This is a genomic window from Mycolicibacterium iranicum, assembly GCF_002101705.1.
Lineage (GTDB): Bacteria > Actinomycetota > Actinomycetes > Mycobacteriales > Mycobacteriaceae > Mycobacterium > Mycobacterium iranicum.
Genome location: NZ_LQPC01000002.1, coordinates 94,096 through 119,944, shown reverse-complemented (window position 1 = coordinate 119,944; position 25,849 = coordinate 94,096). Strand labels below are relative to the sequence as shown.

Sequence of the window (25,849 nt, the reverse complement as noted above, 5' to 3'; positions counted from 1 at the left end):
AGGCCGGGGGCTTCTTTCGTCAGTTCTCTCAGCCGAGAAGGTGCGTCTGCAGGTCAGGCTTCATCGCCTGCAGTTCCCGGCCCCAGTACGCCCAGTTGTGCGTGCCGTTGTTCGGGAAGTTGAAGACACCGTTGGTTCCGCCCGCGGCGATGTAGTTATCGCGGAAGGTGATGTTGGTCTTGATCGTCAGGCCCTCAAGGAACGTGGCAGGCAGGTCGCCGCCGCCGAGCTCATTGGGCTGACCGTTGCCGCAGTACACCCAGATCCGGCTGCCGTTGGCGACCAGGTTGGGGATCTGCACCATCGGGTCGTTGTACTTCCATGCCGGGTCGGTTTCCGCAGGGCCCCACATGTCGTTGGCCTTGTAGCCGCCGGCGTCACCCATCGAGATGTTGATGAGGAAGGGCCACCAGCCTTCGGACGGGTTCAGGAAGCCCGACATCGAGCCGGCGTAGGGGAACAGCTGCGGGTGATGCGCAGCGAGTACGAGCGAGGAGCCGCCGGCCATCGACAGACCGACAGCGGCCATACCCGTCGGCTTGACCTGACGGTTGGCGTTGAGCCACGCGGGCAGTTCCTGCGTCAGGAACGTCTCCCAGTTGTAGGTGAGGCAGCCGTTCTTGCCGCAGGCCGGCTTGTACCAGTTCGCGTAGAAGCTGGACTGACCGCCGACGGGCATCACGATCGAGAGCCCGGAGTCGAGGTACCACTCGAACGCCTGGGTGTTGATATCCCAGCCGTTGAAGTCGTCCTGGGCGCGCAGGCCGTCGAGGAGGTACACCGCGGGCGAGTTCGGACCGCCACTCTGGAACTGCACCTTGATGTCACGTCCCATCGACGGAGACGGCACCATGAGGTACTCGACCGGCAGACCCGGCCGGGAGAACGCCCCAGCGGTCGCCGAACCTCCGGTGAGGCCGATTACGCCCGGCAGCATCAACGCAGCAAGAGCGGCTACGCCGAGACGGCGTGCCCAGGGACCGCGAATCCTGTCAAGAAATCTCATACCGTCAATCCATCCATCTTCCGGTACCGCCTGGCGCGGCTTGTCCTGCGTCATCCCGGGCGGACATCCACGCCACAGACCTCACAGCGATGTCTTCACCGCGCTGTCTCACCGCTCCGAATCCCAATTTCGGCAACGGAGGGGCCCAGGAAAACTTCAGTTGTAGCGGTTGCAGTAAAGCATGTGGGCAGGCTGGGAGAAACCCCGGCCACGTCAGACGGCGCGTCGTGCTGCGACGAAGCGAATTTTACGACTGCGAAGAACGACGCTCCGAAGAGGACGAAAGCGTCCATTTGCGCACGAAAGTCCCTTCGCAAAACGAACGAGGCCGTAAGAATTCACGTAGCCGCAATGACGACCGATGTAGTCGAGAAATGTCAGTAGGCTGCGGCGAATGGCGAGTATCCGCGCCGGCGGGGGGCGATTGTCGGTCGACGATTGGATTCAGGCCGGATACCTATTGCTGGCCGACGAGGGGCTCGAAGCGCTGAAGGTCGAGCGCCTGTGCAATCGGCTCGGAGTCACCAAGGGCAGCTTCTACTGGCATTTCAAGGACATGGCTGGCTACCGGGCCGCGCTCGTGCAGGCGTGGGGTGAGCTGCGCGACCGCGACCGGAGCCATTTCGGCGAGCTCGGTCATCTGTCGCCCCGCGAAAGACTCGCGCAGATGATGATCTCTCTGCTCGGCGAACGGCAATGGACTCTCGAGCGCGCGATGCGGGAATGGGCACGCGTCGACCCTGTAGTCGCCGAGAGTGTGCGCGCCGCCGACCACTTGGTACTCAAATCTGTCCTGGCTGCTTTTGAGGAAGCCGGCTTCGAAGGCGAGGACGCCGAACTCCGAGCGAACGCCACATTCGCCGCGGGCATCGGCTTCCTCCATCTCTCCGATTCGCCGCCCGGCACCATCGACGTGCAGCAGGACCGCTTCCTGGATCTCATGCTCCGGCACTGACCCCCGCTTTCCATACCAAAAGGTATGGTAACTTTCGGTCATGGTTACGATCGCGACCGATCAGTCCCCCGTCACCCCAGAGTTCGTCTCTCGCTTGGCCGACCGCGCTGCGGAGGCCGAACGAGCGCGCCGACTGCCCGCGGCAACGCTCGCGGACGCCACCGAGTCGGGGCTCTTCGATCTCCTCGTCCCCGCCCGCTACGGCGGTCGCGAAGCGCCGTTTTCGGCGATCCTCGACCCGGTTCGGCAGATGGCGCACGGCTGCGCGTCGAGCGCATGGACGCTCGGTTTTTACGCACTCCACAACTGGATGCTGGCGCTGTTCAGCGAAGCGGCCCAGAGCGAGGGGTTCGCCACCCGCCCGTTCCTCGCACCGGCTCCGCTGGCGCCGACGGGCCGCGGCATCGTCTGTGACGGCGGCATCCGGCTGACAGGGCGGTGGTCCTGGGCCACCGGGGTGATGGATGGCAACTGGATCATGGTGGGTGCGCTGTGCGAACGGTCTGCCGGCGATCCGAGTTCGATCGTCCCCGTCCTTGCCCTGCTACCTATCGACGATGCGCGGATCGAGGACGTCTGGCACACCGACGGGATGCGCGGGACTGGGTCCAACGACGTCGTCATCGACGACGCGTTCGTTCCCGACCACCGCCTGGTGCACGTCGCCGACATCTACACCGGCACTGCGCCGGGTGCGGCGCTGCACCAGGCAGACACCTACCGGTGGCCGATGGTGCCCGCGTTGGCACTGCTGGCGGCGATGCCCGCCCTTGGTAGCGCCGAGCGGGCCGTCGAGATCTATGCAGATCGACTTGCGCAGCGGTTCCTGGCATATGAAGGCGTCATGCAAAAGGACAAGCCGGTGGCCGCCGTCCATCTCGGCGGGGCGCAGGTGCGACTGCGGGCACTGCGGAGCCTGCTCGCCGATACTGTCGGTGAGATCGATGCGATCGTCGCCGCCGGCGATCCGGTGGAGCGTCCGGTTCGCGGCCGCGCGAGAGTGGCCGCTGCCCACATCGTGCACGAGTCCCGCGCTGTGATCGGCGAACTGCTGGGAGCCTCTGGCGCGAGTGCTCATTTCCTCGACAATCCACTGCAGCGGTTGAAGCGCGATGTGGATGTCATTGTCGGACACGTGATTTTCGACTACGACACCAGTCGCGAACTCGCCGGCGCGCTCACAATGGGGATCAAGATCCCACGCACCGCGATGGTGTGACTCCGCAGAACCACAGAAAGGTGAACGCATGCCCGATTCGACTCGCGATCGCGTCACGAAGTTCTTCCAGAAGAACATCGCCAACCCGGTCATGCGTCACCTGCCGTTCCAGACCCTGCTCGAGACAACCGGGCGGAAGTCGGGACGGCCCCGCACCACGCCCCTCGGGGGACGCCGCATCGGTGATGCCTTCTGGTTCGTCTCCGAGTTCGGCGATAGGTCGCAGTACATCCGCAACATCATGGCCAACCCCAATGTCCGTGTGCGGCTCAAAGGCCGCTGGCATCGCGGCACCGCGGTGCTGCTGCCGGACGATGACGCCAAGGCGCGGATGCGCGATCTGCCGCAGTACAACAACGTCGGCGTGCGCACCTTCGGAACGAACCTGCTCACGGTTCGCGTCGACCTGACCGACTGAGGGGCAACGACTCTCACGGTCCGTCGCCGTCTTCGTCGTCTTCGGGGAGTAGGTAGCGTTCGGGGTGGTGGTAGCCGTTGATGCGGTGTTGACCGGTGTCGAGATCCGGTGGCGGAAGCCATTCGGTCTGCCCCTTGGTGTTCTTGCGGGTGCGCCAGCCGGTGTTGTCGAGCATGCGATGATCGGCTCCGCAGGCGAAGGTCAGATCGTCAATGTTGGTCTGCCCGTCGTCTTTCCAATCCGCGGCAGCGTGATGCACCTGGGCCCAATAGCCGGGCACGCTGCAGCCCGGGCGCGTGCAGCCTCGTTCTTTCGCGTGCAGCGCAAGGCGTTGGGCAGCGGTGGCTAGCCGTTTGGCACGGCCCAGATACAGCGATTGTTCGCTGTGTTGGTCATACACGTAGAGGTAGTGATGGGCGTGGGCAGCCAGGCGGATCAGATCCCGCATCGGCAGCAGTGAACCGCCCCCGGTGACCGCCACCCCGGCACCCTTCTCCAACTCCTGAAGCGTCGTCGACACGATCACCGTCACAGGCAACCCGTTGTGGGTGCCCAGCCCGCTCTCGAGAACGCGACGGGCCATGGCCTTGAAGGCGTCGTGATTGCGCTGAGCCTGCGAACGGCCATCACGACGAGCCCGCGCAGAATCGGCCGGCTCGCTCTTCGCGCTCGACGCACCCGCGCCGCTCGACGCAGCCTCCGCGCCCGGCTCGTCCCCAGCGCCTGGTTCGGCCTCGGCGTCGGGAGTGTTGGCGCCAGGGGCGGCTTCTTTGGCCAGGATTGCTTCCAACAAAGCCCCGGTCTCGGCATCGATCACACCCCGGATCGAGCGGGTCCCATCAGGACGCTGCGGCCCCAACGCCACCCCACACCGGCGCGCAATATCGGTCTCGGTGGGCTCAGGACCATCCTGATCGATCATCCCCAACAACCGCCCCGCAGCCTGCCGCAACGCCTCTGGACCCAACCCCGACCCCACCCGCGCCAACTCACGATCGGCATCAGCGCGCGTCCCGGCATCCACCCACGACGGCAACGCGGCATGAAAATCAGCGATGACCTTCACATGCTCCTCATCGAGGACACCACGCGCCTGCGCGGCAGCAGTCGACTCCAACAACGGCGCCAGCGGCTCCCCGGTCATCGCCCGCCGCGGACCCAACGTCGCCGCACGCTCCAGTCGGCGTTTGGCGTCCTTCTCACTGCACCGCAACGCTGTGGTCAGCACCTTCTTCCACGACGCCTCCCCGAGTGCGCCCGGCTCGGTCTCGTCGGTCAACCGCGACACGATCCGATGCTCGATAGCAGGGATCGTCCGCAGCACCGTCGTGAGCTCCACCAACAGCTCGATCAACTCGCGATGAGACAACTCGTCACAAGCCTTCGACAGGATGGCGACCTGCTCACCCACCCCCGCCAACGCCTCCACCACCACATCCACATATCGAACAATAGTTCGAACCACCGACAACTACGCCCACCCTTGACCGGTCTCTGAAATAAAACTAAAGTCATTTTTACTTTTGATCGAGGAGACGACTATGGAATCCTTTGTCCACCTTCGAAAAGGCAAGACTCCCAAGCGTGTTCACGCAGATCTCGATGGGCTCAAGGATGATGAGCTCGGTCGCGGGGGCTTTGTCGGCCGCACGGCCAACATGTACCGGCGCAACGATCCAACGGCCTACCGCACTGTCGGTCCCCTTCGTCCCACCGACGTTCTGAGTTCCGAACTGAAACCGAGCGACGCCACCGATCCACAGGGCCGTCCCCTGCTCATGTTCTCCAACGCGGACTGTCTCGTGCTGCTGTCGCGGCGTTCCGAGCCGATGCCGTTCTGCGTTCGCTATGTCGACGGCGACCTGCTCTCCTTCGTGCACCGCGGATCAGGATCGCTGGAGACCGAATTCGGTCCGCTGGACTACCGGCAGGGCGACTGGATCTACATCCCGAAGGCGTGCACGTGGCGGCAGATTCCCGCTGAGGAGACGACGCTGCTGATGATCCAGGCGACCGACGAGTTCCGCGTTCCGCCACCGGGCACCCTCGGCCGGCATTTCCCGTTCGACCCGGCGCAGGCGATCATTCCCGAGCCGCAACCTATCGATGACGACGGCAGGGAAGAGTACGAGGTCCGGCTCATTCACGAGGGCGGACCGACCAGCCTTTTCTACCAACACAATCCGCTAGACGTAGAAGGCTGGCGCGGAGACAACTTCCCCTTCACGTTCAACATCGACGACTACACGGTCGTGACGTCCGAGAGCGTCCACCTTCCACCGACCGTGCACCTTTTCATGCAGGCGACCGGCGTCTACGTGATGAACTTCCTACCCAAGCCGGCCGAGATGGTCCCGGGCACCGAACGCACGCCCTGGTACCACCGCAACGTGGACTACGACGAGATCGCGTTCTTCCACGACGGCTCGCTGTACGGAATCCCAATGCCCCCCGGACTGGTCTCCCATGCGCCGCAGGGCGTCCACCACGGTGCGCCGGAGAAAGCCCGTGAGCGGGCGCGCCGCAAATTTCACGACTACGACCGGGTGGACTGGTCGGTGATCGCCATCGACACTCGGCGCCGACTGGTGCCGTCCGCCGAAATCCTCGCCAACGACCTGGGGCAGCATTAGATGACGACCACCGAGGCACCCGTGAAGCACGAGTACGACCGGATCCCCTATCTGGTTGCCTACCAGAACAATTCCAATGTCCGCGACGTGTATGGCGGAGTCGCCGAACTCGTCGTGCTGGAAAGCCATCTGCTGAAACCCAAGACGGTCGATTCCGACACCGTGCTGGTGTTCATGCACCCGATCGGCGGCGGCGCTTACCTGCCGATGATGAACGCGCTCGCCCGGGCCGGTCACCATGTCATCTACTGCAACAGCCGGTTCCGCGGTACCGATTCGGCACTGCTGATGGAGAAGGTGGTCGAAGACCTCGGCGAGTGCATCAAGGACGCCAAGCACCGGCTCGGCTACGAAAAGGTCGTTCTCGCCGGATGGAGTGGCGGCGGGTCGTTGTCGGTCTTCTATCAGCAGCAGGCCCAGCACCCAACGGTTACCGCCAGCCCGTCCGGCGACGGTCCGGACCTGACCAAGCTGGGGCTGATCCCGGCGGACGGCATCATGCTGCTGGCAGCCCATATCAGCAGACACGGCACGATGACCGAGTGGCTGGACGCGTCGATCCTCGACGAGTCGGACCCCACCAAGCGCGACCCCGAACTCGATCTGTACAACCCCCACAACCCCAACCAGCCGCCGTACAGTTCCGAGTTCCTTCAGCGCTACCACCAGGCACAGATCGACCGGAATCGCCGGATCACCAAGTGGGTCAAGGGAAAACTGGCCGAACTCAAGGCCGCCGGAAGACCGGATGACGAGTTCGCGTTCGTCGTTCACGGCACGATGGCCGATCCGCGCTGGTTGGATCCGACGGTCGATCCGAACGAACGCACCCCGGGCACCTGCTATCTGGGCGATCCTCAGGTGGTGAACATGAGCCCCGTCGGGTTGGCGCGATTCTGCACGCTGCGCAGCTGGCTCTCGCAGTGGAGCTACGACGACGCCAACGGCGACGCCGTCAAGGCGGGTCCTGACATCGCCGTCCCGGCCTTGGTCATCGGCAACCTCGCCGACGATGCCTGTACTCCCAGCCACACCCGCAGAATTTTCGAAGCGATCGGGCATGAAGATAAGGAGATGCACGAGATACCCGGAGCCAATCACTACTACTCAGGCGCCGATCAGCGCGACAAGCTTCGCGAAGCAGTCGGGATCATCGGCGAGTGGCTTACGCGCCACGGTTTCGCGGGTGCGCGATGACGACGACTGGCCCGCTCGACGGCATCCGGGTGATCGAGGTCGGCACGCTGATCTCTGGCCCGTTCGCCGGTCGCCTCCTGGGCGACATGGGCGCCGAGGTCATCAAGATCGAGCCCCCGGGAGCGCCTGACCCCCTGCGCACATGGGGTCAGGCGGAGTTGGACGGGTACCACTTCTTCTGGACGGTCCACGCACGCAACAAGAAGGCCGTCACGCTGAACCTGAGAGTGCCGCAGGGACGAGACCTGTTCCTCGACCTCGTGGAGCGCAGCGACATCATCGTCGAGAACTTTCGCCCCGGCACGCTGGAGAAATGGGGACTTGGCTACGACGTTCTGCGGGAACGCAACCGAGGCATCATTCTGGTGCGTGTGTCGGGATACGGCCAGACCGGCCCCGACGCCCACAAGGCGGGTTACGCATCGGTGGCCGAGGCAGCCAGCGGATTGCGGCACATGAACGGTTTTCCCGGCGGCCCTCCCCCGCGGCTGGCTCTTTCCCTCGGCGACAGCCTCGCCGGAATGTTCGCCGCGCAGGGCGCGCTGGCAGCGCTCTACCGGCGCTCCGTCACCGGCGACGGGCAGGTCGTCGACGCCGCGCTCACCGAATCATGCTTGGCCGTCCAGGAATCCACCATTCCCGACTACGACGTGGGCGGCATTGTGCGGGGCCCCTCAGGTACCCGACTGGAGGGCATCGCCCCGTCCAATATCTATCCCACGGCGGACGGCAGCTGGGTCGTCATCGCGGCCAACCAGGACACCGTTTTCCGCCGGCTCTGTGCTGCGATGGGCCAGCCCGATCTCGCGACAGACCAGCGATTCGCCGATCACGTTGCGAGAGGCCGCAATCAGGACGAGCTGGACACCATCATCGGCGCATGGGCTGCGCAGCGTCAGCCCGCCGACATCATCTCGACACTCTCCGAGGCCGGGGTAATCAGCGGCCCGATCAACACCGTCGCCGAGGTTGTGGAGGATCCACAGCTGCAGGCGCGGGGAATGATCGCCGACCACTGGGACGAACGAGTCGGACGGAATATCAAGGGCCCCGGCGTGATACCGGTCCTATCTGAGACGCCGGGCACGATCCGTTGCGCCGGTTCGGCACGCCCTGGGCAGCACAACGAGGATGTCTACGGCGGTTTGCTCGGCAGAGGCATCGAGGAGCTCGACGCGTTGCGAGCGGAGGGCGTCTTATGACCGATCTGCCGCGGCATGTCGACATCCGGGACGTCTCGATGCGCGACGGCCTTCAGATCGAGGAGCCGATTCCGTTGTCGGCCAAACTCGAATTGCTCGCCGCGATTGCCGCCACCGGTGTGCGCGAGATGGAGGCGACGGCGTTCGTGTCGCCGTCTAAGGTGCCCGCTCTGGCCGATGCCGCAGAGTTGGCAGCCGAACTCCACCACTTCCCCGGCATCGAGTTCTCGGCGCTCGTGGCCAGTCCTAACGGTGCAAAACGGGCCATCGCGGCCGGCATGCGCTCCATCGAGTTCGTCGTGTCGGCCGCTGACGGCCACAGCCGCGCCAATGTGGGTCGCTCCTCGTCCGAGGCGGCCATGCAAATTCCCGAGATCGTCGCGATCGCTCACGACAGCGACGTCACCGTCGAGGTCATCGTCGCCACCGCCTGGGACTGCCCGTTCGACGGCGCGACGGATCCGCAGCGGGTGCTCGACATCATTTCGACGGCCACCGATGCCTCAGCCGATCGCCTTGCCATTGCCGACACCATCGGAACGGCCACGCCACGACGGGTCAGCGATCTCATCGCAGGCGTGCGACCCTTGATCGGCGACACCCCGCTGGGCGCGCACTTTCACAACACCCGCGGCGCCGGACTGGCAAGCGCCTGGGCCGCCGTCGCTGCCGGGGTGACAAGACTCGACGCCTCCGTGGGCGGGCTCGGCGGCTGCCCGTTCGCACCGGGAGCCAGCGGCAACATCGCAATGGAGGATCTCGTTTATCTGCTGCGCGACAGCGATATCCACGTCGATGTCGACCTCGAGGCCACCGTCGCCGCAGCCCGAGTCGCGCAGACGGCGGTGGGCCACGGTCTGCCCAGTTCGTTACTGCGCGCCGGCGACCGGATTCTGGGCTAGCCGCTCATGACGCCGGGACCGTCGGTGACGTTCAGCGCCAAAGGGCTTCAGACGCGTGGCGCAATCGAACAGGCGGCACGAAAACTGTTCGCCGAGAGAGGATTCCACGGTACGACGCTCGGAGACATCACGTCTGCGGCGGGAAAGTCGCCGGCGGTCTTCTACCGCTACTTCACCGACAAAGAGGACCTGCTGGCGGCGCTGGCACAGTCCTTCCTGCACGAGGTTGTCACCCCGTCGGGGCTGAGCCTCGCGCTGCCGGAGTCCCCCGACGACGATGCTTTCTTCACCGAGGTCGTCACCGGTTACTGGACGATGTTCAAACAGAACATCGGGATCATGATCGCGGTTGCCCAACTCGCGGCGACCCAGCCACGCTTTGCGCTAGTGCAAAACGAGTTCCGGCGCTTCGGCATGGACATCGTGGCTGCGTCGGTACGCCGCGCGCAGGAACAAGGGTTCGGATCGGACCTCAATCCGGAGCACACCGCCGCGGCGATCGCGTTGCTGTTCGAGAACTTCACCACCGTGTTCGTCGGTGAATCAGGCCTCGGATTCGAGATGAGCGACCAGGACGCCATCGCCACCCTGTCAGGGATTTGGAAGAAGACGCTTTACGGGTACTGACCGACGACGTTCAAAGGAGAACCAGTGGACTTCACACTTCCCGACCACCTGCCCGGCCTCCTCGCCGAGATGGATGCCTTCATCGAAGCCGAGATCAAGCCACTGGAACGGGAGAACATCCAGTACTTCGATCACCGCCGCGAACATGCGCGCACCGATTGGGACAACGGCGGCACCCCGCGGCGGGAGTGGGAAGATCTTCTCGGCGAGATGCGCAGGCGTGCCGATGCGGCAGGCTGGTTGCGCTACGGCCTACCGTCACAGTTCGGCGGGCGCGACGGCAGCAACATCGACATGGCCGTCATCCGGGAACATCTGGCGCACAAGGGGCTCGGTCTGCACAACGATCTGCAGGACGAGTCCTCGATCGTCGGAAACTTCCCGCAGGTGATCATGATGGACCGGTTCGGTACCGAGGAACAGAAGAAGGAGTGGACCGACGCACTGATCACCGGTGAACGGTCGATGGCCTTCGGCCTGACCGAACCCAACCACGGCTCGGATGCCACCTGGCTGGAGACCAGCGCCGTGCCCGACGGCGAAGACTGGGTGATCAACGGCGCCAAGAGGTTCAACACCGGTGTGCATCGCGCAACCCACGACCTGGTGTTTGCGCGGACGTCGGGAGACACGGGGCAGGCGCGCGGCATCACTGCGTTCCTGGTACCGACCGACGCGCCGGGATTCACGGTGCCCTACTACTGGTGGACGTTCAACATGCCTACCGATCACGGCGAGGTCGTGCTGGAGAACGTTCGGGTGCCGTCGAGTTCGATTCTCGGCGAGGTGGACCGCGGACTCGAAGTGGGCCAGACGTTCCTGCACGAGAACAGAATCCGACAGGCTGCTTCGAGCTTGGGCGCCGCGCAATACTGCATCGATCGCGCCGTCGCCTACGCCAACGACCGTGAGGTGTTCGGCAAACCGCTATCGGTCAATCAGGCCGTGCAGTGGCCCCTCGTCGAACTGCAGACCGAGGCACAGATGGTCCGGCTGCTGGTCCGCTTCGCCGCATCCGAACTGGACAACAGCCACCACATGGAGGTGTCCGACAAGGTCTCGATGGCCAACTACCGCGCCAACCGACTGGTCTGCGAGGCCGCCGACCGTGCCATGCAGGTCTTCGGCGGCGTCGGCTACAGCAGACACGAACCGTTCGAGCACATTTATCGGCACCACCGTAGATACCGGATCACCGAGGGGGCCGAGGAGATCCAGATGAGAAGGGTGGCGCAGCGACTGTTCGGGTTCGGGTCGCGATGAGCGCTTGCGCGAAGAGCAGAGGGGCGCGATGAGCGCTTGCGCGAAGAGCAGAGGGGCGCGATGAGCGCTTGCGCGAAGAGCAGAGGGGCACGATGAGCGCTGAGCTGGCGCAGGCACTGCAGCAGGTGCTGCAGCCAGTGCTCGGTGACGTCGTCGTCGAAGACCTGCAGCGGCTGACGGGCGGGGCGAGCAGGACCACGTGGGCGTTCACCGCGACGGGCCCTGAGCTGCGTCGGGCACTCATTCTGCGCACCGGCGCGCGCGACGACATCCACGCCAGCATGGAGCTGGAGGCCAAGGTGCAGCAGCGTGCTGCGGCAGCGGGAGCTCCGGTGCCCCACATTCTGACTGCCGACAACTCCCCTGCCGCCGTGGGCGATCCGTACCTGATCTGCGACGCCATCGCCGGCGAGACGATCGTCCGGAAGATCTTCCGCGGGCTCGACGACAGCAGACGCGCCCGGTTGCTCGAGCAGTGCGCTGCCGCACTTGCAGCGATCCACCGCGCCGATCCGGACGGGATCGGTTTGACGGCACCAGATGAACTCGCCGGATGGCGGCATCGCCTCGACGAGATCGGCGACACGACAGCCACCTTTGAGTGGACGTTCCGGCGGTTGGCCGACGAGAAGCCAGACCCATCGCCGATGCGGTTGATACACGGGGATTTCCGGATGGGCAATCTCATCGTCGACGAATCGGGGCTCGCGGCGGTGCTGGACTGGGAGTTGACCCATATCGGCGAGGTCTACGAGGATCTGGCGTGGTTCTGCATTCGCGCTTGGCGGTTTGGCGCGCCCGAATCGCAGGGCGCTGGGGGTCTCGGCAACGTGGAGAAGTTCCTGCGGGCTTACGAGAGCGTGTCGGGTACCGCAGTGGACCGCAGGGCTTTTCGCTGGTGGCTGACCGTCGCAACCCTGCGGTGGGGTGTGATCTGCCGCCATCAGGCGCAACGACATCTGTCGGGGGAGATGCCCTCGGTCGAGCTCGCCGCCATCGGCAGACGCGTCAGCGAAACGGAATGGGATCTGCTGGATCTGTTGTCAGGGAAGGGGCCTGGCTCGTGAGCTCATACACGACCCGTCCGACCGCAGCCGAGCTCATCGCTGCCGTCGCGGGCTTCCTCGATACCGATGTGCGTGCCGTCGGAGGGCAGACGGGCTTTCACGCGAGGGTGGCCGCCAACGTGCTGCGCATCGTGGAACGGGAGTTGCTCGACGATACGGACAAGCCGGTGCGCGCGTCGCTCGCGGGACTGGGCTTCGACGACGAAACCGAGCTCGCGGAGGCCATCCGTGACGGCCGGCTCGACGAGCGCGGGGACGAGGTGATGGCGTGCCTGCAGTTGTTGGTTCGACATCGGTTGTCGTTCGACCACCCAGGGTATGCCGACGGGCTATGACCGTCAGTCTCACGTCGACCACCCTGATCGCACTCCCCGACGGCTCCGGCCCGTACGGCGTCACCGCGACTCGGGACGGCGCAATCTGGGTGACGCTTGTGCACAGCGGCGACCTGCTGCGTCTTGCCGCGGACGGCCGCCGCGATCGGTACCCCATCGGCTCGGTCGATTCCCGCCCGTCAATAGTCGCGGTGGCACCCGACGAGGCGGTGTGGTTCACCCGAAACGGCGACGACTGCATCTCCGCGGTGGACAGCCGGGGCGTCATGACAACAGTAGAGCTCGAATCGGGGTGCGGCCCGTACGGCATCTGTGTCGCACCGGAGGGCACCGTGTGGTTCACCGAGTCGACCGGCTGCCGGCTGGGCCGCCTCGATGTGGACGGCACCCTGACTTATGTCACGCTGCCTGACGACTGCTTTCCCGCGTTCGCCACGGCCTGTCCCGATGGGACGATCTGGGCCGCGTTGAATCAATCCGACGCGGTCGCGCGTGTCAGCCCCGCGGGCGATGTCACGATCGTCGACCTGCCGACAAAGGGGGCGGCCCCGGTCGGCATCACCTACGGCGGCGGCGCGGTGTGGACGGCCGAGATCGGCGCGGGCCGAATCGGCCGAATCACCGACGACGGGGTCAAGGAGTTCGCGCTGCCCGATCCGCAATGCCGTCCGCACGCGATCACTGCCGGTGTGCAGGGCTGCTGGTTCACCGAATGGGCCGCCAACCGGGTCGGACATATTGCGTGGGACGGCACAGTCGACGAATTCGACCTGCCCGCAACGGTGTCGGAACCACACGGCATTGCCGTCGCACCGGACGGTGCGGTATGGGTGGCGCTGGAAAGCGGCTCGGTGATGCGGCTCGCGTAAGCAGCCTCAGAGCCGACGTACCCGCGCCAACCACGCGGGCTCGTCGACGACCGTTCCGGGCGCCAGGTTCATCGTGTCGGCCTGCAGCGCCGTGACGACGCCCCGGTAGGTCGTCCTCGTCAGCGACTCGATCTCCCAGCCTTCGCCGAACGCGTCTCGGATCATGGTTTCGCTGACCTCCGGCCCGAGGCCGCGGCCCTCGTCGGAGAGCGCGAGGACATGGACGACCGACCCCACCTGGCTGACGGTGTGCAGGCTGGCGACATAGGTCGCGCGGTCGGTGTCGTCGAAGATGTGGAACAACGCGCTGTCGATGATCGTGTCGTAGGTCTGGTCGTCGGTGAGCGTCAACGCGTCGGCCACCTCAAAACGAACGTCCACACCGTGGGCTGCAGCATTACGCCTGGCGTGCGCGACGGCGGTGGGCGCGCCGTCGACGCCCACGACGTCGTAGCCCGCATTCGCGAGCAGGATCGTGTGCTCGCCGGTTCCGCATCCGATATCGAGCACGCGCCCGCTGATGAGGCCGGCGCGCTCAAGCTCGACGATGGCCGGCTGCGGCGCGCCGATGACCCACGGCGGGGACTGCGTCTCATCCTTGTAGAAGTCGTCGAAACGGGAGACGGTGGGAGTCTGGTCCATGCGGACCAGTGTTCAACCTGAAGTTGAGTTGAGGTCAACACTATGCGCGGAACCCAGGCGGACGTCGCGGACAGGCTGTTCGGCGCCATCGAGGGCAGCGACATCGATACGGTGGCCCAGCTGTTCAGCCCGGACGTCGCGGTGTGGAAAAGCGGCGACACGCGGGACAACGACCACAGTCGCTCGGTCAAGATCATCAACTGGTTCATCACCACCACCAGCGAGCGGCGCTACGAGATCCTGGATCGCCGGCACTTCGAGGGCGGCTTCGTTCAGCAGCACATTCTCCATGCCACCGCCCGCACCGGGGCCGCGATCGCGATGCGCGTGTGCATCGTGATCAAAGTGGACGAGGGTGGCCAGATCACACGCATTGATGAGTATTTCGATCCCGCGGAGATCCGACCCTTGTTGTAACACTTTCAGCGACAGTCATTTTCCGAAAGTCGAAAACCGCCGCAGCCGTGCGCGGCTACCATCGCGCCCATGGCTGTGCCCTCTTCCGAGCCATCGCGAACGGCGGGACCTCTGCGGATCCTGGTCTACAGCGACAATCCGAGGACCAGGGAGCAGGTCCAGCTGGCGCTCGGCAAACGGATCCATCCCGCACTGCCAGAGCTGAGCTACGTCGAGGTCGCCACCGGTCCCATGGTGATCCGGCAGATGGACGCGGGCGGCTTCGACCTCGCGATCCTCGACGGTGAGGCCACCCCGGTCGGCGGGATGGGAATCGCCAAGCAACTCAAGGACGAGATCGACGACTGCCCACCGATACTGGTTCTGACCGGACGTCCCGACGACGCGTGGCTGGCCCGCTGGTCGCGGGCTGAGGCGGCAGTTCCGCACCCGATCGACCCGATCCGGCTGGGCGACGCGGTCGTGTCGCTCCTTCGCCCCGCGATCTAGCACCACGCTTAGCGAAAATTACTGCTGCGCTTACCCATTGGAGGCAGTGCGGTATCGCCGAATGGCGCCAGTAGCGATACTAACCAAAATGAGTGGCTTGCATCCAAAACCGGGCTAGGCTGTGGGCTAGCTCACATCGACAGCCCCCGAGGAGCTGCTGCGCAGTATGAATCTGTACACGCCGATCCTGGTGCTTGGTGCGATCGCTGCTGTATTCGCGGTCGGGTCGGTGGGGATCGCCCTGCTGATCGGCCCGAGACGCTACAACCACGCCAAGCTCGAGGCCTACGAATGCGGCATTGAGCCGATGGACGCCTCCGACCCCGCCGTTGCCGGGACCGCTCAGCGCTTCCCGATCAGGTACTACCTGACGGCGATGCTGTTCATCGTCTTCGACATCGAGATCGTGTTTCTTTATCCGTGGGCTGTGGCGTTCGACAGCCTCGGCCTGTTCGCCCTGGTCGAGATGCTGCTTTTCATGGTCATCGTGTTCGTGGCCTACACCTACGTGTGGCGCCGGGGAGGCCTGCAATGGGATTAGAAGAGAAGCTGCCCGGCGGCATTCTGCTGTCGACGGTCGAAAAGGTCGCCGGATATGTCCGCAAAGGGTCGTTGTGGCCGGCGACGTTCGGCCTGGCCTGCTGTGCGATCGAGATGATGGCCACCGCGGGCCCACGTTTCGATATCAGCCGCTTCGGTATGGAGCGCTTCTCGGCGACGCCGCGGCAGGCCGATCTGATGATCGTGGCGGGCAGAGTGAGTCAGAAGATGGCACCGGTCCTGCGTCAGATCTATGACCAGATGGCCGAACCCAAGTGGGTGCTGGCCATGGGTGTGTGCGCGTCTTCGGGCGGAATGTTCAACAACTACGCCGTGGTTCAGGGCGTCGACCACGTGGTGCCGGTGGACATCTATCTGCCGGGATGCCCACCCCGACCGGAGATGCTGTTGCACGCAATCCTGAAACTGCACGACAAGATTCAGGAGATGCCACTCGGCGTGAATCGCGAGGAGGCCATCAGGGAGGCAGAGCAGGCAGCGATGGCGGTGACCCCGACGATCGAGCTGAAAGGTCTGTTGCGGTGAGCGCGAACGCGGGCCACCAGGCAGACGACGACGCCCCCGAGGTGATCGGCGTCCGGCGCGGAATGTTCGGCGCGAAAGGCTCGGGTGACACCTCGGGTTACGGTCGGCTGATCCGCCCGGTGGCACTGCCGGGAAGCACACCTCGCCCCTACGGCGGCTACTTCGACGATGTCGTCGACGCGCTCGCCGCCGCCCTGGGTGAGGACACATTCGCCGAGTCCGTCGAGCGCGTGGTGGTCTACCGCGACGAGCTCACCCTCGAGGTGCATCGCGATCGACTGGTCGAGGTCGCGCAAACGCTGCGCGACGATCCTGCGCTGAGATTCGAACTGTGCCTGGGTGTCAGCGGCGTGCACTATCCCGACGATGTCGACCGCGAACTGCATGCGGCCTATCCGTTGATGTCGATCACCCACAATCGCCGCATCCGGGTGGAAGTGGCCGCGCCGGACGCCGATCCGCATATCCCGTCGCTGTTCCGGGTCTATCCGACCACCGACTGGCACGAGCGGGAGACCTACGACTTCTTCGGCATCATCTTCGACGGTCATCCGTCGCTGACCCGCATCGAGATGCCTGACGACTGGGTGGGTCACCCGCAGCGGAAGGACTACCCGCTGGGCGGTATTCCGGTCGAGTACCACGGAGCCGAGATACCGCCGCCCGATCAGCGGAGGGCGTACAACTGATGACCACCTCGCAACGGCCCGAGCGTTTCGTCGTCGTCGGGGGCCAGGACTGGGACGAAGTGGTCACTGCCGCAAGGCAGGCCGCGACTTCCTCGTCGCGTGCCGGGGACGCCGCCGAGCACGCCGGTGAGCGCATCGTCGTCAACATGGGTCCGCAGCATCCGTCGACGCACGGCGTACTCCGGCTCATCCTTGAGATCGAAGGCGAGACGATTGTCGAGGCGCGCTGCGGAATCGGCTACCTGCACACAGGCATCGAGAAGAACCTGGAGTTCCGCACCTGGACGCAGGGTGTCACGTTCGTCACCCGAATGGATTACCTGTCACCGTTTTTCAACGAGACGGTGTACTGCCTCGGGGTGGAGAAGCTGCTCGGTGTCACCGACGAGATCCCGGAGCGTGCATCGACGATCCGCGTGATGATGATGGAGCTCAACCGGATTTCCAGTCACCTGGTGGCCCTTGCCACCGGCGGCATGGAACTCGGCGCGATGACGGCGATGTTCCTCGGATTCCGCGAGCGCGAGCTGATCCTGTCGGTGTTCGAGACCATCACCGGGTTGAGAATGAACAACGCCTATATCCGCCCGGGAGGTGTGGCCGCCGATCTGCCGGACGAAGGTCTCCCCCAGGTTCGCGATCTACTCAAGCTGCTCCCGACGCGACTGCGCGACATGGAGAATCTGCTCAACGAGAACTACATCTGGAAGGCCCGGACGAAGGGTATCGGCTACCTCGATCTAACGGGCTGCATGGCGCTCGGCATCACCGGACCGGTGCTGCGTTCGACCGGGCTGCCGCACGATCTTCGAAAGGCACAGCCCTATTGCGGTTACGAGACCTACGATTTCGACGTCATCACCGACGATCAGTGCGACTCCTACGGGCGCTACCTCATTCGCGTCAAGGAGATGCGCGAATCCATCAAGATCGTCGAACAGTGCGTAGAGCGACTGGAGCGCTCAACGGGTGAACCGGTGATGATCACCGACAAGAAGCTGGCGTGGCCCGCCGACCTCAAGGTCGGTCCCGACGGCCTCGGCAACTCGCCCGAGCACATTGCCAAGATCATGGGTCACTCGATGGAGGGCCTTATCCACCACTTCAAGTTGGTGACCGAGGGCATTCGGGTGCCGGCAGGCCAGGTGTACGTAGCGGTTGAGTCACCGCGCGGCGAACTGGGCGTCCACATGGTCTCCGACGGAGGAACGCGGCCCTACCGCGTGCACTACCGCGACCCGTCGTTCACGAATCTGCAAGCTGTGGCGGCGATGTGCGAAGGCGGCATGGTGGCCGACGCGATCACTGCAGTGGCGTCGATCGATCCGGTGATGGGCGGGGTGGACAGGTGATGAGCGCTTGCGCGAAGAACAGACGGTCATGACGGTATTCCTCGATCTCGGGCAGCGACCCGACGAACCCGGTCCGCCGATCCACGGCCGCGCCAACTACCCGGCCGACGTCGCCGAACGCTTGGCGGCCGATGCGGCGACGATAATCGCGCGCTATCCGCAGTCCAGATCGGCGCTGTTGCCGCTGCTTCACCTCGTGCAGGCCGAGGACGGCTGCCTCACACCTGCCGGGATCAGCTTCTGCGCAAAACAATTGAGTTTGACCGACGCTGAAGTCACGGCAGTGGCCACCTTCTACTCCATGTACCGGCGCACCCCGACCGGGGATTATCTTGTCGGCGTGTGCACCAACACACTGTGCGCGATCATGGGCGGCGACGCGATCCTGGAAAGCCTTGAGAGCCATCTGGACATCGCGCCGGGCCAGACCACCGCCGACGGCACAATCACCCTGGAGCATGTTGAGTGCAACGCCGCGTGCGACTACGCCCCGGTCGTCATGGTCAACTGGGACTTCTTCGACAACCAGACGCCGTCGTCGGTCCGCGATCTGGTCGATGCGCTCCGGGCCGGTGAACGGCCGGTGCCGTCACGCAGCGGCGCGCTGTGCACGTTCCGGGAAACCGCGAGAACGCTTGCCGGCCTGCCGAGTTCCGATGCACCCGACCCTGGACCGATCGGCGAAGCCACGCTGGCTGGACTGCGGTACGCACACGAGCACGACATGTCGGCGCCCGAGGCCGGTGTGCCGTCGGATTCCGCACCGGGAGGCGCAAGCGAACAGGCCGAGGCCGCCGAGTCCGTCGCAGACGAGCCAGCCCCGGCACCGGAGGCCACCGTTCCGGCCCGGCCGTCGACTCCGGAGACCGACCCGAGGGCCGCGCAATGACTCCACTGACGCCTGTTCTGAGCCGGTTTTGGGACGATCCGCAGCCGTGGTCGCTGAACACATATCGGCGCCACGGCGGATACCAGGCCCTGGAGCGGGCGCTCGCGATGGATCCCGACGACGTGATCGCCACCGTCAAAGATTCCGGTCTGCGCGGACGCGGTGGGGCGGGGTTCCCGACCGGCACGAAGTGGTCGTTCATCCCCCAGGGAGATGAAGGTGCGGCGGCCAAGCCGCACTACCTGGTGATCAACGCCGACGAATCGGAACCCGGTACCTGTAAAGACATTCCGCTGATGTTGACGACGCCGCACTTTCTGGTCGAAGGGGCCATCATCGCGGCCTACGCGATCCGGGCGCACCACGCGTTCATCTATCTTCGCGGCGAGGTCGTCCCGGTGTTGCGACGGTTGCAGGCTGCAGTCGCCGAGGCGTACGAAGCAGGACATCTGGGGTCCGACATTCATGGCTCCGGGTTCGACCTGGAACTCATCGTGCACGCCGGTGCGGGCGCCTACATCTGCGGTGAGGAGACCGCACTGTTGGATTCGCTGGAAGGCAGGCGCGGTCAACCGCGCCTGCGCCCGCCCTTCCCCGCCGTCGCGGGCCTGTATGCCTGCCCGACGGTGGTCAACAACGTCGAATCGATCGCCAGCGTGCCGCCGATCCTGCTCAACGGTGTCGACTGGTTCCGTTCGATGGGGTCGGAGAAATCTCCCGGCTTCACGTTGTACTCGCTGTCGGGTCACGTCACGACACCCGGTCAATACGAGGCGCCGCTGGGGATCACGCTGCGTGAACTGCTCGAGTACGCGGGCGGGGTGCGCGGAGGTCATGAGCTGAAGTTCTGGACTCCGGGCGGATCGTCCACACCGCTATTGACTGCCGAACACCTCGACGTACCACTGGACTACGAGGGAATGGCCAAGGCCGGCTCGATGCTCGGCACCAAGGCGCTGCAGATTTTCGACGAAACGACGTGCGTCGTGCGGGCGGTCCGCCGCTGGACGGAGTTCTACGCCCATGAGTCGTGCGGCAAGTGCACGCCGTGTCGAGAAGGTACGTACTGGTTGGCCCAGATCTACGAGCGGCTCGAGACCGGGGCCGGCACCGAAGCCGATATCGACAAGTTGCTCGACATCGCCGACAACATCTTCGGAAAGTCCTTCTGCGCTTTGGGAGACGGCGCCGCGAGCCCAATTATCTCGTCCGTCAAGTATTTCCGCAGCGAGTACGAGGCCCACCTCGCTGGTGGCTGCCCGTTCGACCCGTACGCATCGATGCTGGCCGCACCGGAAGGGGTGGGTGCATGACCCTCGCTGAAAGCAGCCGTGACGCGCCACCGGTCGAGATGGTGACGCTCACGATTGACGACCACCAGATCACGGTGCCCAAGGGCACCTTGGTGATTCGTGCTGCCGAGTTGATGGGCGTGCAGATTCCACGTTTCTGCGACCATCCGCTGCTCGATCCGGTTGGGGCATGCAGGCAGTGTCTGGTCGAGGTCGAAGGTCAGCGCAAACCGCTGGCGTCGTGTACCACCACGGTCACGCCGGACATGGTCGTGCGCACGCAGCACACCTCCGAGGCGGCCGACAAGGCCCAGCACGGCGTGATGGAACTCCTGCTGATCAACCATCCGCTGGACTGCCCGGTCTGTGACAAGGGCGGCGAGTGCCCACTGCAGAACCAGGCAATGTCGAACGGGCGCAGCGAAACCCGCTTCGAGGATGTCAAACGCACCTTTCCGAAACCGATCAATATCTCCTCACAGGTACTGCTCGACCGCGAACGCTGCGTCCTGTGCGCCCGGTGCACGCGTTTCTCCGACCAGATCGCAGGCGACCGCTTCATCGACCTGCTGGAACGCGGGGCGCGCCAACAGGTCGGCATCGCACCCGGTGAACCGTTCCAGTCCTATTTCTCCGGCAACACCGTGCAGATCTGCCCGGTCGGAGCCCTCACCGGCACCGCCTACCGCTTCCGTGCGCGGCCCTTCGACCTGGTGTCCAGCCCCAGCGTCTGCGAGCACTGCGCGTCCGGATGCGCACAGCGCACCGATCACCGGCGCGGAAAGGTGTTGCGCCGCCTGGCCGGTGATGACCCCGAGGTCAACGAGGAGTGGAACTGCGACAAAGGCCGGTGGGCGTTCACCTATGCGACGGTCGGTGACCGAATCACGACACCGCTGGTACGCGACGACGGCGAACTGCGCCCTGCTTCGTGGTCGGAGGCCCTCGCCGTCGCTAGCACCGGTTTGATGGCAGCGGAGGGCCGCGCCGGCGTGCTCATCGGCGGTCGTTCGACCTTTGAAGAGGCCTACGCATACTCGAAGTTTGCTCGGATCGTGTTGAAAACCAATGACATCGATTTTCGATCGCGGCCGCACAGTGCCGAGGAGGCCGCGTTCCTCGCTGCGCACATCGCGGGAAAGCCGATGACGGTCACCTACTCCGACGTGGAGAAGGCGCCGGCGGTCCTGCTGGCCGGCTTGGAACCAGAGGAAGAGTCGCCGATCGTCTTCCTGCGGCTGCGCAAGGCGGTCCGCAAGCACGGGGTTCAGGTCTTGTCGGTGGCACCGTTCGCCACCCGCAGTCTCGGTAAGCTGTCCGGCACGCTCATCAGGTCGGCGCCGGCCATGGAGGCGGCCGCGCTCGACGCCTTGGCGGACAACGAACTTTTGGGCATGCCCGGAGCGCTGATCCTTGTCGGCGAGCGGCTGGCCATGTCCCCCGGGGCGATGTCGGCGGCTGTCCGTCTGGCCGCAGCGACCGGAGCGCGGATCGCGTGGATACCTCGCCGCGCGGGCGACCGAGGTGCGCTCGAAGCGGGCGCGCTGCCGAACCTGCTGCCGGGGGGACGTCCCGCCGACGATGCCGTGGCACGGGAACAGACCGCTGCCGCATGGCATGTCGACGAACTTCCCCGGGCTCAAGGCAGGGACACCGCAGAAATTCTGCAAGCGGCTCTGGAGGGCGAACTGGCCGCACTGCTGATCGGTGGTGTGGAGGTCGCCGACCTGCCCGACCCCGCCGCCGCGTTGGCCGCGATCGACACCACCCCGTTTGTGGTGAGCCTGGAACTGCGGCGCAGCGCAGTCACAGAGCGCGCCGACGTCGTGTTCCCGGTCGCCCCCGTAGTCGAGAAGGCGGGGTCGTTCCTCAACTGGGAGGGCCGTGCCCGTCCGTTCGAGCCTGCGCTTCAGACCAACGCCGTCACCGACCTTCGGGTGCTGAACTTCCTGGCCGACGAGATCGGTGTGGATCTGGGCATTCCGACGGCTGCCGCCGCTGCCGCGGAACGGTCCCGCCTAGGGATGTGGTCGGGGGCACGTGCCGAGCTTGCCAAAGCCGAGTCTCCGCCGGCGGTGGCGACGGCCGGTCAGGCCGTGCTCACCGGGTGGCGCATGCTGCTCGACGCGGGGCGGCTCCAAGATGGCGAACCTTACCTGGCCGGCACCGCGCGCACGCCCGTCGTGCGCCTGTCGCAATCCACTGCGGCCGAGATCGGAGTGGCTGCAGGTGAATTGGTCGCGGTCAGCACCGACCGCGGCGCGATCACGCTGCCGCTGGAGGTGACCGACATGGACGACCGGGTGGTGTGGTTGCCGCTGAACTCCCCCGGCAGCCATGTGCATGAGACGCTCGGCGTGTCGTCGGGGGCCGTCGTTTCGATCGGACGGGCAGGCCAATGACGTATCCCGATCCGACGCTGTTCGGCCACGACCCGTGGTGGCTGATCCTCGCCAAGTCCGTCGGCATCTTCGGCTTCCTGGTGCTCACCGTGCTGGCGGCGATCCTCCTCGAACGAAAGATCCTGGGCCGGATGCAGTTGCGATTCGGCCCCAACCGGGTTGGCCCACGCGGGCTGCTGCAGTCGCTGGCCGACGGAGTCAAGCTCGCGCTCAAGGAAGGCCTGATTCCAGCGGGCGTGGACAAGTGGATCTACCTTGCCGCCCCGGTGATTTCAGTGATCCCCGCGTTCATGGCATTCGCGGTGATCCCGCTGGGTGGCGAGGTGTCGATCTTCGGACACCGCACGGCGCTGCAACTGACCGACCTTCCCGTCGCAGTGCTCTACATCCTGGCGGTCACCTCCATCGGCGTGTACGGCATCGTGCTGGCCGGTTGGGCTTCGGGCTCGGTGTATCCGCTGCTGGGCGGGCTGCGATCGTCGGCCCAGGTGGTGTCGTATGAGATCGCGATGGCACTGTCGTTCGCGGCGGTGTTCATCTACTCGGGCACGATGTCGACCTCGGGTATCGTCGCCGCGCAAGAGAACACCTGGTACATCTTTCTGCTGCTTCCGTCGTTCCTGGTCTACCTGACCTCGATGGTTGGCGAAACCAACCGGGCGCCTTTCGATCTGCCCGAAGCCGAAGGCGAACTCGTCGGCGGCTTCCACACCGAGTACTCGTCGCTGAAGTTCGCGATGTTCATGCTCGCCGAGTACGTGAACATGACAACGGTGTCGGCACTGGCCACCACGTTGTTCCTCGGCGGCTGGCACGCACCGTGGCCGCTCAGCATCTGGGATGGCGCGAACACCGGGTGGTGGCCGCTGCTGTGGTTCACCGCCAAAGTCTGGCTCTTCCTGTTCTTCTTCATGTGGCTGCGCGCCACGCTGCCTCGGATGCGTTACGACCAGTTCATGGCGCTGGGCTGGAAGATCCTGATTCCCGTCTCGCTGGGTTGGATCGCGATCGTCGCGACCACGCACACCCTGCAGAACCAGGGCTACCAGGCGTGGGCCACCGCGCTGATCGGGCTTGCGATCGTCGTCGTCATCCTGGGCGCCGTGATCGGATGGAGACGGTGGCGCGCCAAGAACACTCGGACCGCACCGGTCCCCCCCGTCCCGTCTGCGGACGACGGCGCCTTCCCGGTGCCGCCGCTACCGGTGAAGGAGCACGCTGATGCCTAAGTTCCTCGATGCCCTCGCCGGTTTCGGCGTCACGTTCGGCTCGATGTTCAAGAAGCCGGTGACCGAGGAGTACCCCGAGAAACCGGGGCCCGTCGCCAAGCGATACCACGGCCGCCACCAGCTGAACCGATACGCCGACGGCCTGGAGAAGTGCATCGGATGCGAGCTGTGCGCCTGGGCCTGCCCGGCGGACGCGATCTTCGTCGAGGGCGCCGACAACACCGAGGCCGAACGGTTCTCGCCGGGTGAGCGCTACGGGCGGGTCTATCAGATCAACTACTTGCGCTGCATCGGGTGCGGTCTGTGCATCGAGGCGTGCCCGACCCGCGCGTTGACGATGACCAACGACTACGAGATGGCTGACGACAATCGCGCCGATCTGATCTACGGCAAGGACAAACTGCTGGCGCCGCTCCAGCCGGGTATGGAGGCTCCCCCGCACGCGATGCAGCCCGGCACCACCGACGAGGACTACTACCGCGGCAACGTCCTCGGCGCCATAGCGGACGCGAGGAGCAAAACAGCAGAAGCGGACGCGAGGAGCAAAACAGCAGAAGCGGACGCGAGGAGCAAAACAGCAGAAGCGGACGCGAGGAGCGAAGAAGCAGTTGCGGACGCAGGGCCCGGGGGCGTCAAGTGACGGAGACGATCTTGTTCTGGGTGCTGGCCCTGGTGTCGGTGGTCGGAGCGCTCGGTGTCGTCGCCGCCCCGAAGGCGGTGTACTCGGCAATTTCGCTGGCCACCACCATGATTGCGTTGGCCGTGCTGTACATCGCCCAGGATGCGCCGTTCCTCGGGGTGGTGCAGATCGTCGTGTATACGGGCGCAGTGATGATGCTGTTCTTGTTCGTGCTGATGCTCATCGGCGTCGACTCCTCGGAATCACTCGTGGAAACCATTCGCGGACAACGAGTCGCGGCAATCACGGTCGGAATCGGCTTCGGAATCCTGCTCGTCGCCGGGATCGGCAACGTATCGGTGGCCGGGTTCGTTGGGCTCGAACAGGCGAATCAGGCGGGAAACGTCGAGGGTCTGGCCGCCCTCATTTTCACGCAGTATCTCTGGGCGTTCGAGCTGACGGGGGCGCTTCTGATCACCGCCGCGCTCGGAGCCATGGTGCTCGCGCACCGGGAGCGCTTCGAGCGCCGCAAGACTCAGCGTGAGCTCGCCATCGAGCGCTTCGCCCCCGGCGGGCATCCAACCACGCTGCCCAATCCCGGTGTCTACGCACGACACAACGCAGTCGACGTCCCGGCTCGGCTCCCGGATGGCTCCGGCTCCGAACTTTCGGTGAGCGCGATCTTGCAGGTGCGTCCGGTGCCCGATGATCGCTCACGCGAAGAGCATGGACAAGGTGAGGAGCGCCCGTGAACCCGGACAACTACCTCTATCTGTCGGCGCTGCTGTTCACGATCGGTGCGGCCGGTGTGCTTCTGCGCCGCAACGCCATCGTCATGTTCATGTGTGTCGAGCTGATGCTCAACGCCGGGAATCTGGCGTTCGTCGCGTTCTCCCGCATCCACGGTCACCTCGACGGCCAGGTGGTCGCCTTCTTCACGATGGTGGTTGCCGCGTGCGAGGTCGTGATCGGGCTGGCCATCATCATGACCATCTTCCGCACCCGCCGGTCGGCCAGTGTGGACGCAGCCAGTCTGCTGAAGAACTGACC

Annotated in this window: 28 protein-coding genes; 25 read left to right on the top strand and 3 right to left on the bottom strand. The window is 65.1% G+C overall.

The genetic code is table 11. The features are described from left to right. Positions 1–28: 28 nt before the first annotated feature. Positions 29–1,006 carry an esterase family protein gene (locus AWC12_RS00520; RefSeq protein WP_085171741.1) on the bottom strand — a complete coding sequence of 326 codons (978 nt, stop codon included), beginning with the start codon at positions 1,004–1,006 and terminating at the stop codon, positions 29–31. 394 nt (positions 1,007–1,400) lie between these two features. Here AWC12_RS00520 and AWC12_RS00515 point away from each other — a divergent pair, with 394 nt between their 5' ends. Genes AWC12_RS00515 through AWC12_RS00505 form a run of 3 tightly spaced genes read left to right on the top strand, consistent with a single transcriptional unit; the run spans position 1,401 to position 3,598 of the window. Continuing rightward, the gene (locus AWC12_RS00515; protein WP_085171624.1) at positions 1,401–1,961 is read left to right on the top strand and encodes a TetR/AcrR family transcriptional regulator; all 561 of its coding nucleotides are present in this window, start codon (positions 1,401–1,403) and stop codon (positions 1,959–1,961) included. 40 nt (positions 1,962–2,001) lie between these two features. Next, the gene (locus tag AWC12_RS00510; protein ID WP_085171621.1) at positions 2,002–3,180 is read left to right on the top strand and encodes an acyl-CoA dehydrogenase family protein; all 1,179 of its coding nucleotides are present in this window, start codon (positions 2,002–2,004) and stop codon (positions 3,178–3,180) included. Between the two features lie 28 nt (positions 3,181–3,208). Continuing rightward, positions 3,209–3,598, top strand: coding sequence for a nitroreductase/quinone reductase family protein (locus AWC12_RS00505; protein ID WP_024444293.1), 390 nt, complete (start codon positions 3,209–3,211; stop codon positions 3,596–3,598). Between the two features lie 13 nt (positions 3,599–3,611). Here AWC12_RS00505 and AWC12_RS00500 read toward each other — a convergent pair whose 3' ends face one another. Continuing rightward, entirely contained in the window at positions 3,612–5,039 is a 1,428-nt protein-coding gene (locus AWC12_RS00500; RefSeq protein ID WP_085171619.1) for an HNH endonuclease signature motif containing protein, read from the bottom strand. 100 nt (positions 5,040–5,139) lie between these two features. Here AWC12_RS00500 and AWC12_RS00495 point away from each other — a divergent pair, with 100 nt between their 5' ends. The 9 genes from AWC12_RS00495 to AWC12_RS00455 all read left to right on the top strand — a co-directional run bounded on the left by AWC12_RS00495 (position 5,140) and on the right by AWC12_RS00455 (position 13,693). Then, the gene (locus AWC12_RS00495; protein WP_085171616.1) at positions 5,140–6,231 is read left to right on the top strand and encodes a homogentisate 1,2-dioxygenase; all 1,092 of its coding nucleotides are present in this window, start codon (positions 5,140–5,142) and stop codon (positions 6,229–6,231) included. Continuing rightward, positions 6,232–7,428: an alpha/beta hydrolase family protein gene (locus AWC12_RS00490; protein WP_085171614.1), complete on the top strand. Its 1,197-nt coding sequence runs from the start codon at positions 6,232–6,234 to the stop codon at positions 7,426–7,428. After that, positions 7,425–8,630, top strand: coding sequence for a CaiB/BaiF CoA transferase family protein (locus tag AWC12_RS00485; RefSeq protein ID WP_024444711.1), 1,206 nt, complete (start codon positions 7,425–7,427; stop codon positions 8,628–8,630). Before AWC12_RS00490 ends, AWC12_RS00485 begins: the two co-directional genes overlap by 4 nt. Further along, positions 8,627–9,532, top strand: a complete 906-nt coding sequence (locus AWC12_RS00480; protein WP_085171612.1) for a hydroxymethylglutaryl-CoA lyase — start codon at positions 8,627–8,629, stop codon at positions 9,530–9,532. Before AWC12_RS00485 ends, AWC12_RS00480 begins: the two co-directional genes overlap by 4 nt. A 6-nt stretch (positions 9,533–9,538) precedes the next feature. Beyond that, positions 9,539–10,159 carry a TetR/AcrR family transcriptional regulator gene (locus AWC12_RS00475; protein ID WP_085171610.1) on the top strand — a complete coding sequence of 207 codons (621 nt, stop codon included), beginning with the start codon at positions 9,539–9,541 and terminating at the stop codon, positions 10,157–10,159. 24 nt (positions 10,160–10,183) lie between these two features. Next, positions 10,184–11,422 carry an acyl-CoA dehydrogenase family protein gene (locus AWC12_RS00470; RefSeq protein ID WP_085171608.1) on the top strand — a complete coding sequence of 413 codons (1,239 nt, stop codon included), beginning with the start codon at positions 10,184–10,186 and terminating at the stop codon, positions 11,420–11,422. A gap of 92 nt (positions 11,423–11,514) precedes the next feature. Then, the gene (locus AWC12_RS00465; RefSeq protein WP_085171606.1) at positions 11,515–12,489 is read left to right on the top strand and encodes a phosphotransferase family protein; all 975 of its coding nucleotides are present in this window, start codon (positions 11,515–11,517) and stop codon (positions 12,487–12,489) included. After that, positions 12,486–12,824: a DUF6285 domain-containing protein gene (locus tag AWC12_RS00460; RefSeq protein ID WP_024444716.1), complete on the top strand. Its 339-nt coding sequence runs from the start codon at positions 12,486–12,488 to the stop codon at positions 12,822–12,824. Before AWC12_RS00465 ends, AWC12_RS00460 begins: the two co-directional genes overlap by 4 nt. Further along, on the top strand, positions 12,821–13,693 hold the full coding sequence (locus AWC12_RS00455; protein WP_085171604.1) for a Vgb family protein: 873 nt from the start codon (positions 12,821–12,823) through the stop codon (positions 13,691–13,693). The genes AWC12_RS00460 and AWC12_RS00455 overlap by 4 nt, the downstream gene beginning before the upstream one ends. A 6-nt stretch (positions 13,694–13,699) precedes the next feature. Here the strand turns inward: AWC12_RS00455 and AWC12_RS00450 are convergent, their stop codons facing one another. Then, entirely contained in the window at positions 13,700–14,335 is a 636-nt protein-coding gene (locus AWC12_RS00450; protein ID WP_085171602.1) for a class I SAM-dependent methyltransferase, read from the bottom strand. Positions 14,336–14,377: 42 nt separating this feature from the next. On the opposite strand from AWC12_RS00450, the gene AWC12_RS00445 reads away from it, so the two are divergent. From AWC12_RS00445 to nuoK, 13 genes are all read left to right on the top strand, one after another. After that, positions 14,378–14,752 carry a nuclear transport factor 2 family protein gene (locus AWC12_RS00445; protein WP_085171600.1) on the top strand — a complete coding sequence of 125 codons (375 nt, stop codon included), beginning with the start codon at positions 14,378–14,380 and terminating at the stop codon, positions 14,750–14,752. A gap of 69 nt (positions 14,753–14,821) precedes the next feature. Then, positions 14,822–15,241, top strand: coding sequence for an Rv3143 family two-component system response regulator (locus AWC12_RS00440; RefSeq protein ID WP_024444720.1), 420 nt, complete (start codon positions 14,822–14,824; stop codon positions 15,239–15,241). A gap of 166 nt (positions 15,242–15,407) precedes the next feature. Next, positions 15,408–15,782, top strand: a complete 375-nt coding sequence (locus AWC12_RS00435) for an NADH-quinone oxidoreductase subunit A (protein WP_024444721.1) — start codon at positions 15,408–15,410, stop codon at positions 15,780–15,782. After that, the gene (locus AWC12_RS00430; RefSeq protein WP_024444722.1) at positions 15,773–16,327 is read left to right on the top strand and encodes a NuoB/complex I 20 kDa subunit family protein; all 555 of its coding nucleotides are present in this window, start codon (positions 15,773–15,775) and stop codon (positions 16,325–16,327) included. The genes AWC12_RS00435 and AWC12_RS00430 overlap by 10 nt, the downstream gene beginning before the upstream one ends. After that, positions 16,324–17,016 (top strand): NADH-quinone oxidoreductase subunit C, encoded by a 693-nt coding sequence (locus AWC12_RS00425; RefSeq protein WP_085171598.1) that lies wholly within the window; start codon positions 16,324–16,326, stop codon positions 17,014–17,016. The genes AWC12_RS00430 and AWC12_RS00425 overlap by 4 nt, the downstream gene beginning before the upstream one ends. Next, positions 17,016–18,368 carry an NADH dehydrogenase (quinone) subunit D gene (nuoD, locus tag AWC12_RS00420; RefSeq protein ID WP_207576352.1) on the top strand — a complete coding sequence of 451 codons (1,353 nt, stop codon included), beginning with the start codon at positions 17,016–17,018 and terminating at the stop codon, positions 18,366–18,368. Before AWC12_RS00425 ends, nuoD begins: the two co-directional genes overlap by 1 nt. Before the next feature lie 28 nt (positions 18,369–18,396). Next, complete coding sequence (gene nuoE / locus AWC12_RS00415) at positions 18,397–19,257, top strand: NADH-quinone oxidoreductase subunit NuoE (protein WP_085171739.1); 861 nt, start codon at positions 18,397–18,399, stop codon at positions 19,255–19,257. Beyond that, positions 19,254–20,570: an NADH-quinone oxidoreductase subunit NuoF gene (gene nuoF, locus AWC12_RS00410; protein ID WP_024444726.1), complete on the top strand. Its 1,317-nt coding sequence runs from the start codon at positions 19,254–19,256 to the stop codon at positions 20,568–20,570. The genes nuoE and nuoF overlap by 4 nt, the downstream gene beginning before the upstream one ends. After that, complete coding sequence (locus AWC12_RS00405; protein ID WP_085171596.1) at positions 20,567–22,951, top strand: NADH-quinone oxidoreductase subunit G; 2,385 nt, start codon at positions 20,567–20,569, stop codon at positions 22,949–22,951. Before nuoF ends, AWC12_RS00405 begins: the two co-directional genes overlap by 4 nt. Beyond that, a complete protein-coding gene (nuoH, locus tag AWC12_RS00400; protein ID WP_024444728.1) occupies positions 22,948–24,180 on the top strand; it encodes an NADH-quinone oxidoreductase subunit NuoH in 1,233 nt (410 codons plus the stop codon). Before AWC12_RS00405 ends, nuoH begins: the two co-directional genes overlap by 4 nt. Further along, positions 24,173–24,820 (top strand): NADH-quinone oxidoreductase subunit NuoI, encoded by a 648-nt coding sequence (nuoI, locus tag AWC12_RS00395; RefSeq protein ID WP_085171594.1) that lies wholly within the window; start codon positions 24,173–24,175, stop codon positions 24,818–24,820. Before nuoH ends, nuoI begins: the two co-directional genes overlap by 8 nt. After that, positions 24,817–25,551, top strand: coding sequence for an NADH-quinone oxidoreductase subunit J (locus AWC12_RS00390; protein ID WP_024444730.1), 735 nt, complete (start codon positions 24,817–24,819; stop codon positions 25,549–25,551). The genes nuoI and AWC12_RS00390 overlap by 4 nt, the downstream gene beginning before the upstream one ends. Next, positions 25,548–25,847 carry an NADH-quinone oxidoreductase subunit NuoK gene (gene nuoK / locus AWC12_RS00385; RefSeq protein WP_024444731.1) on the top strand — a complete coding sequence of 100 codons (300 nt, stop codon included), beginning with the start codon at positions 25,548–25,550 and terminating at the stop codon, positions 25,845–25,847. The genes AWC12_RS00390 and nuoK overlap by 4 nt, the downstream gene beginning before the upstream one ends. Positions 25,848–25,849 lie beyond the last annotated feature (2 nt).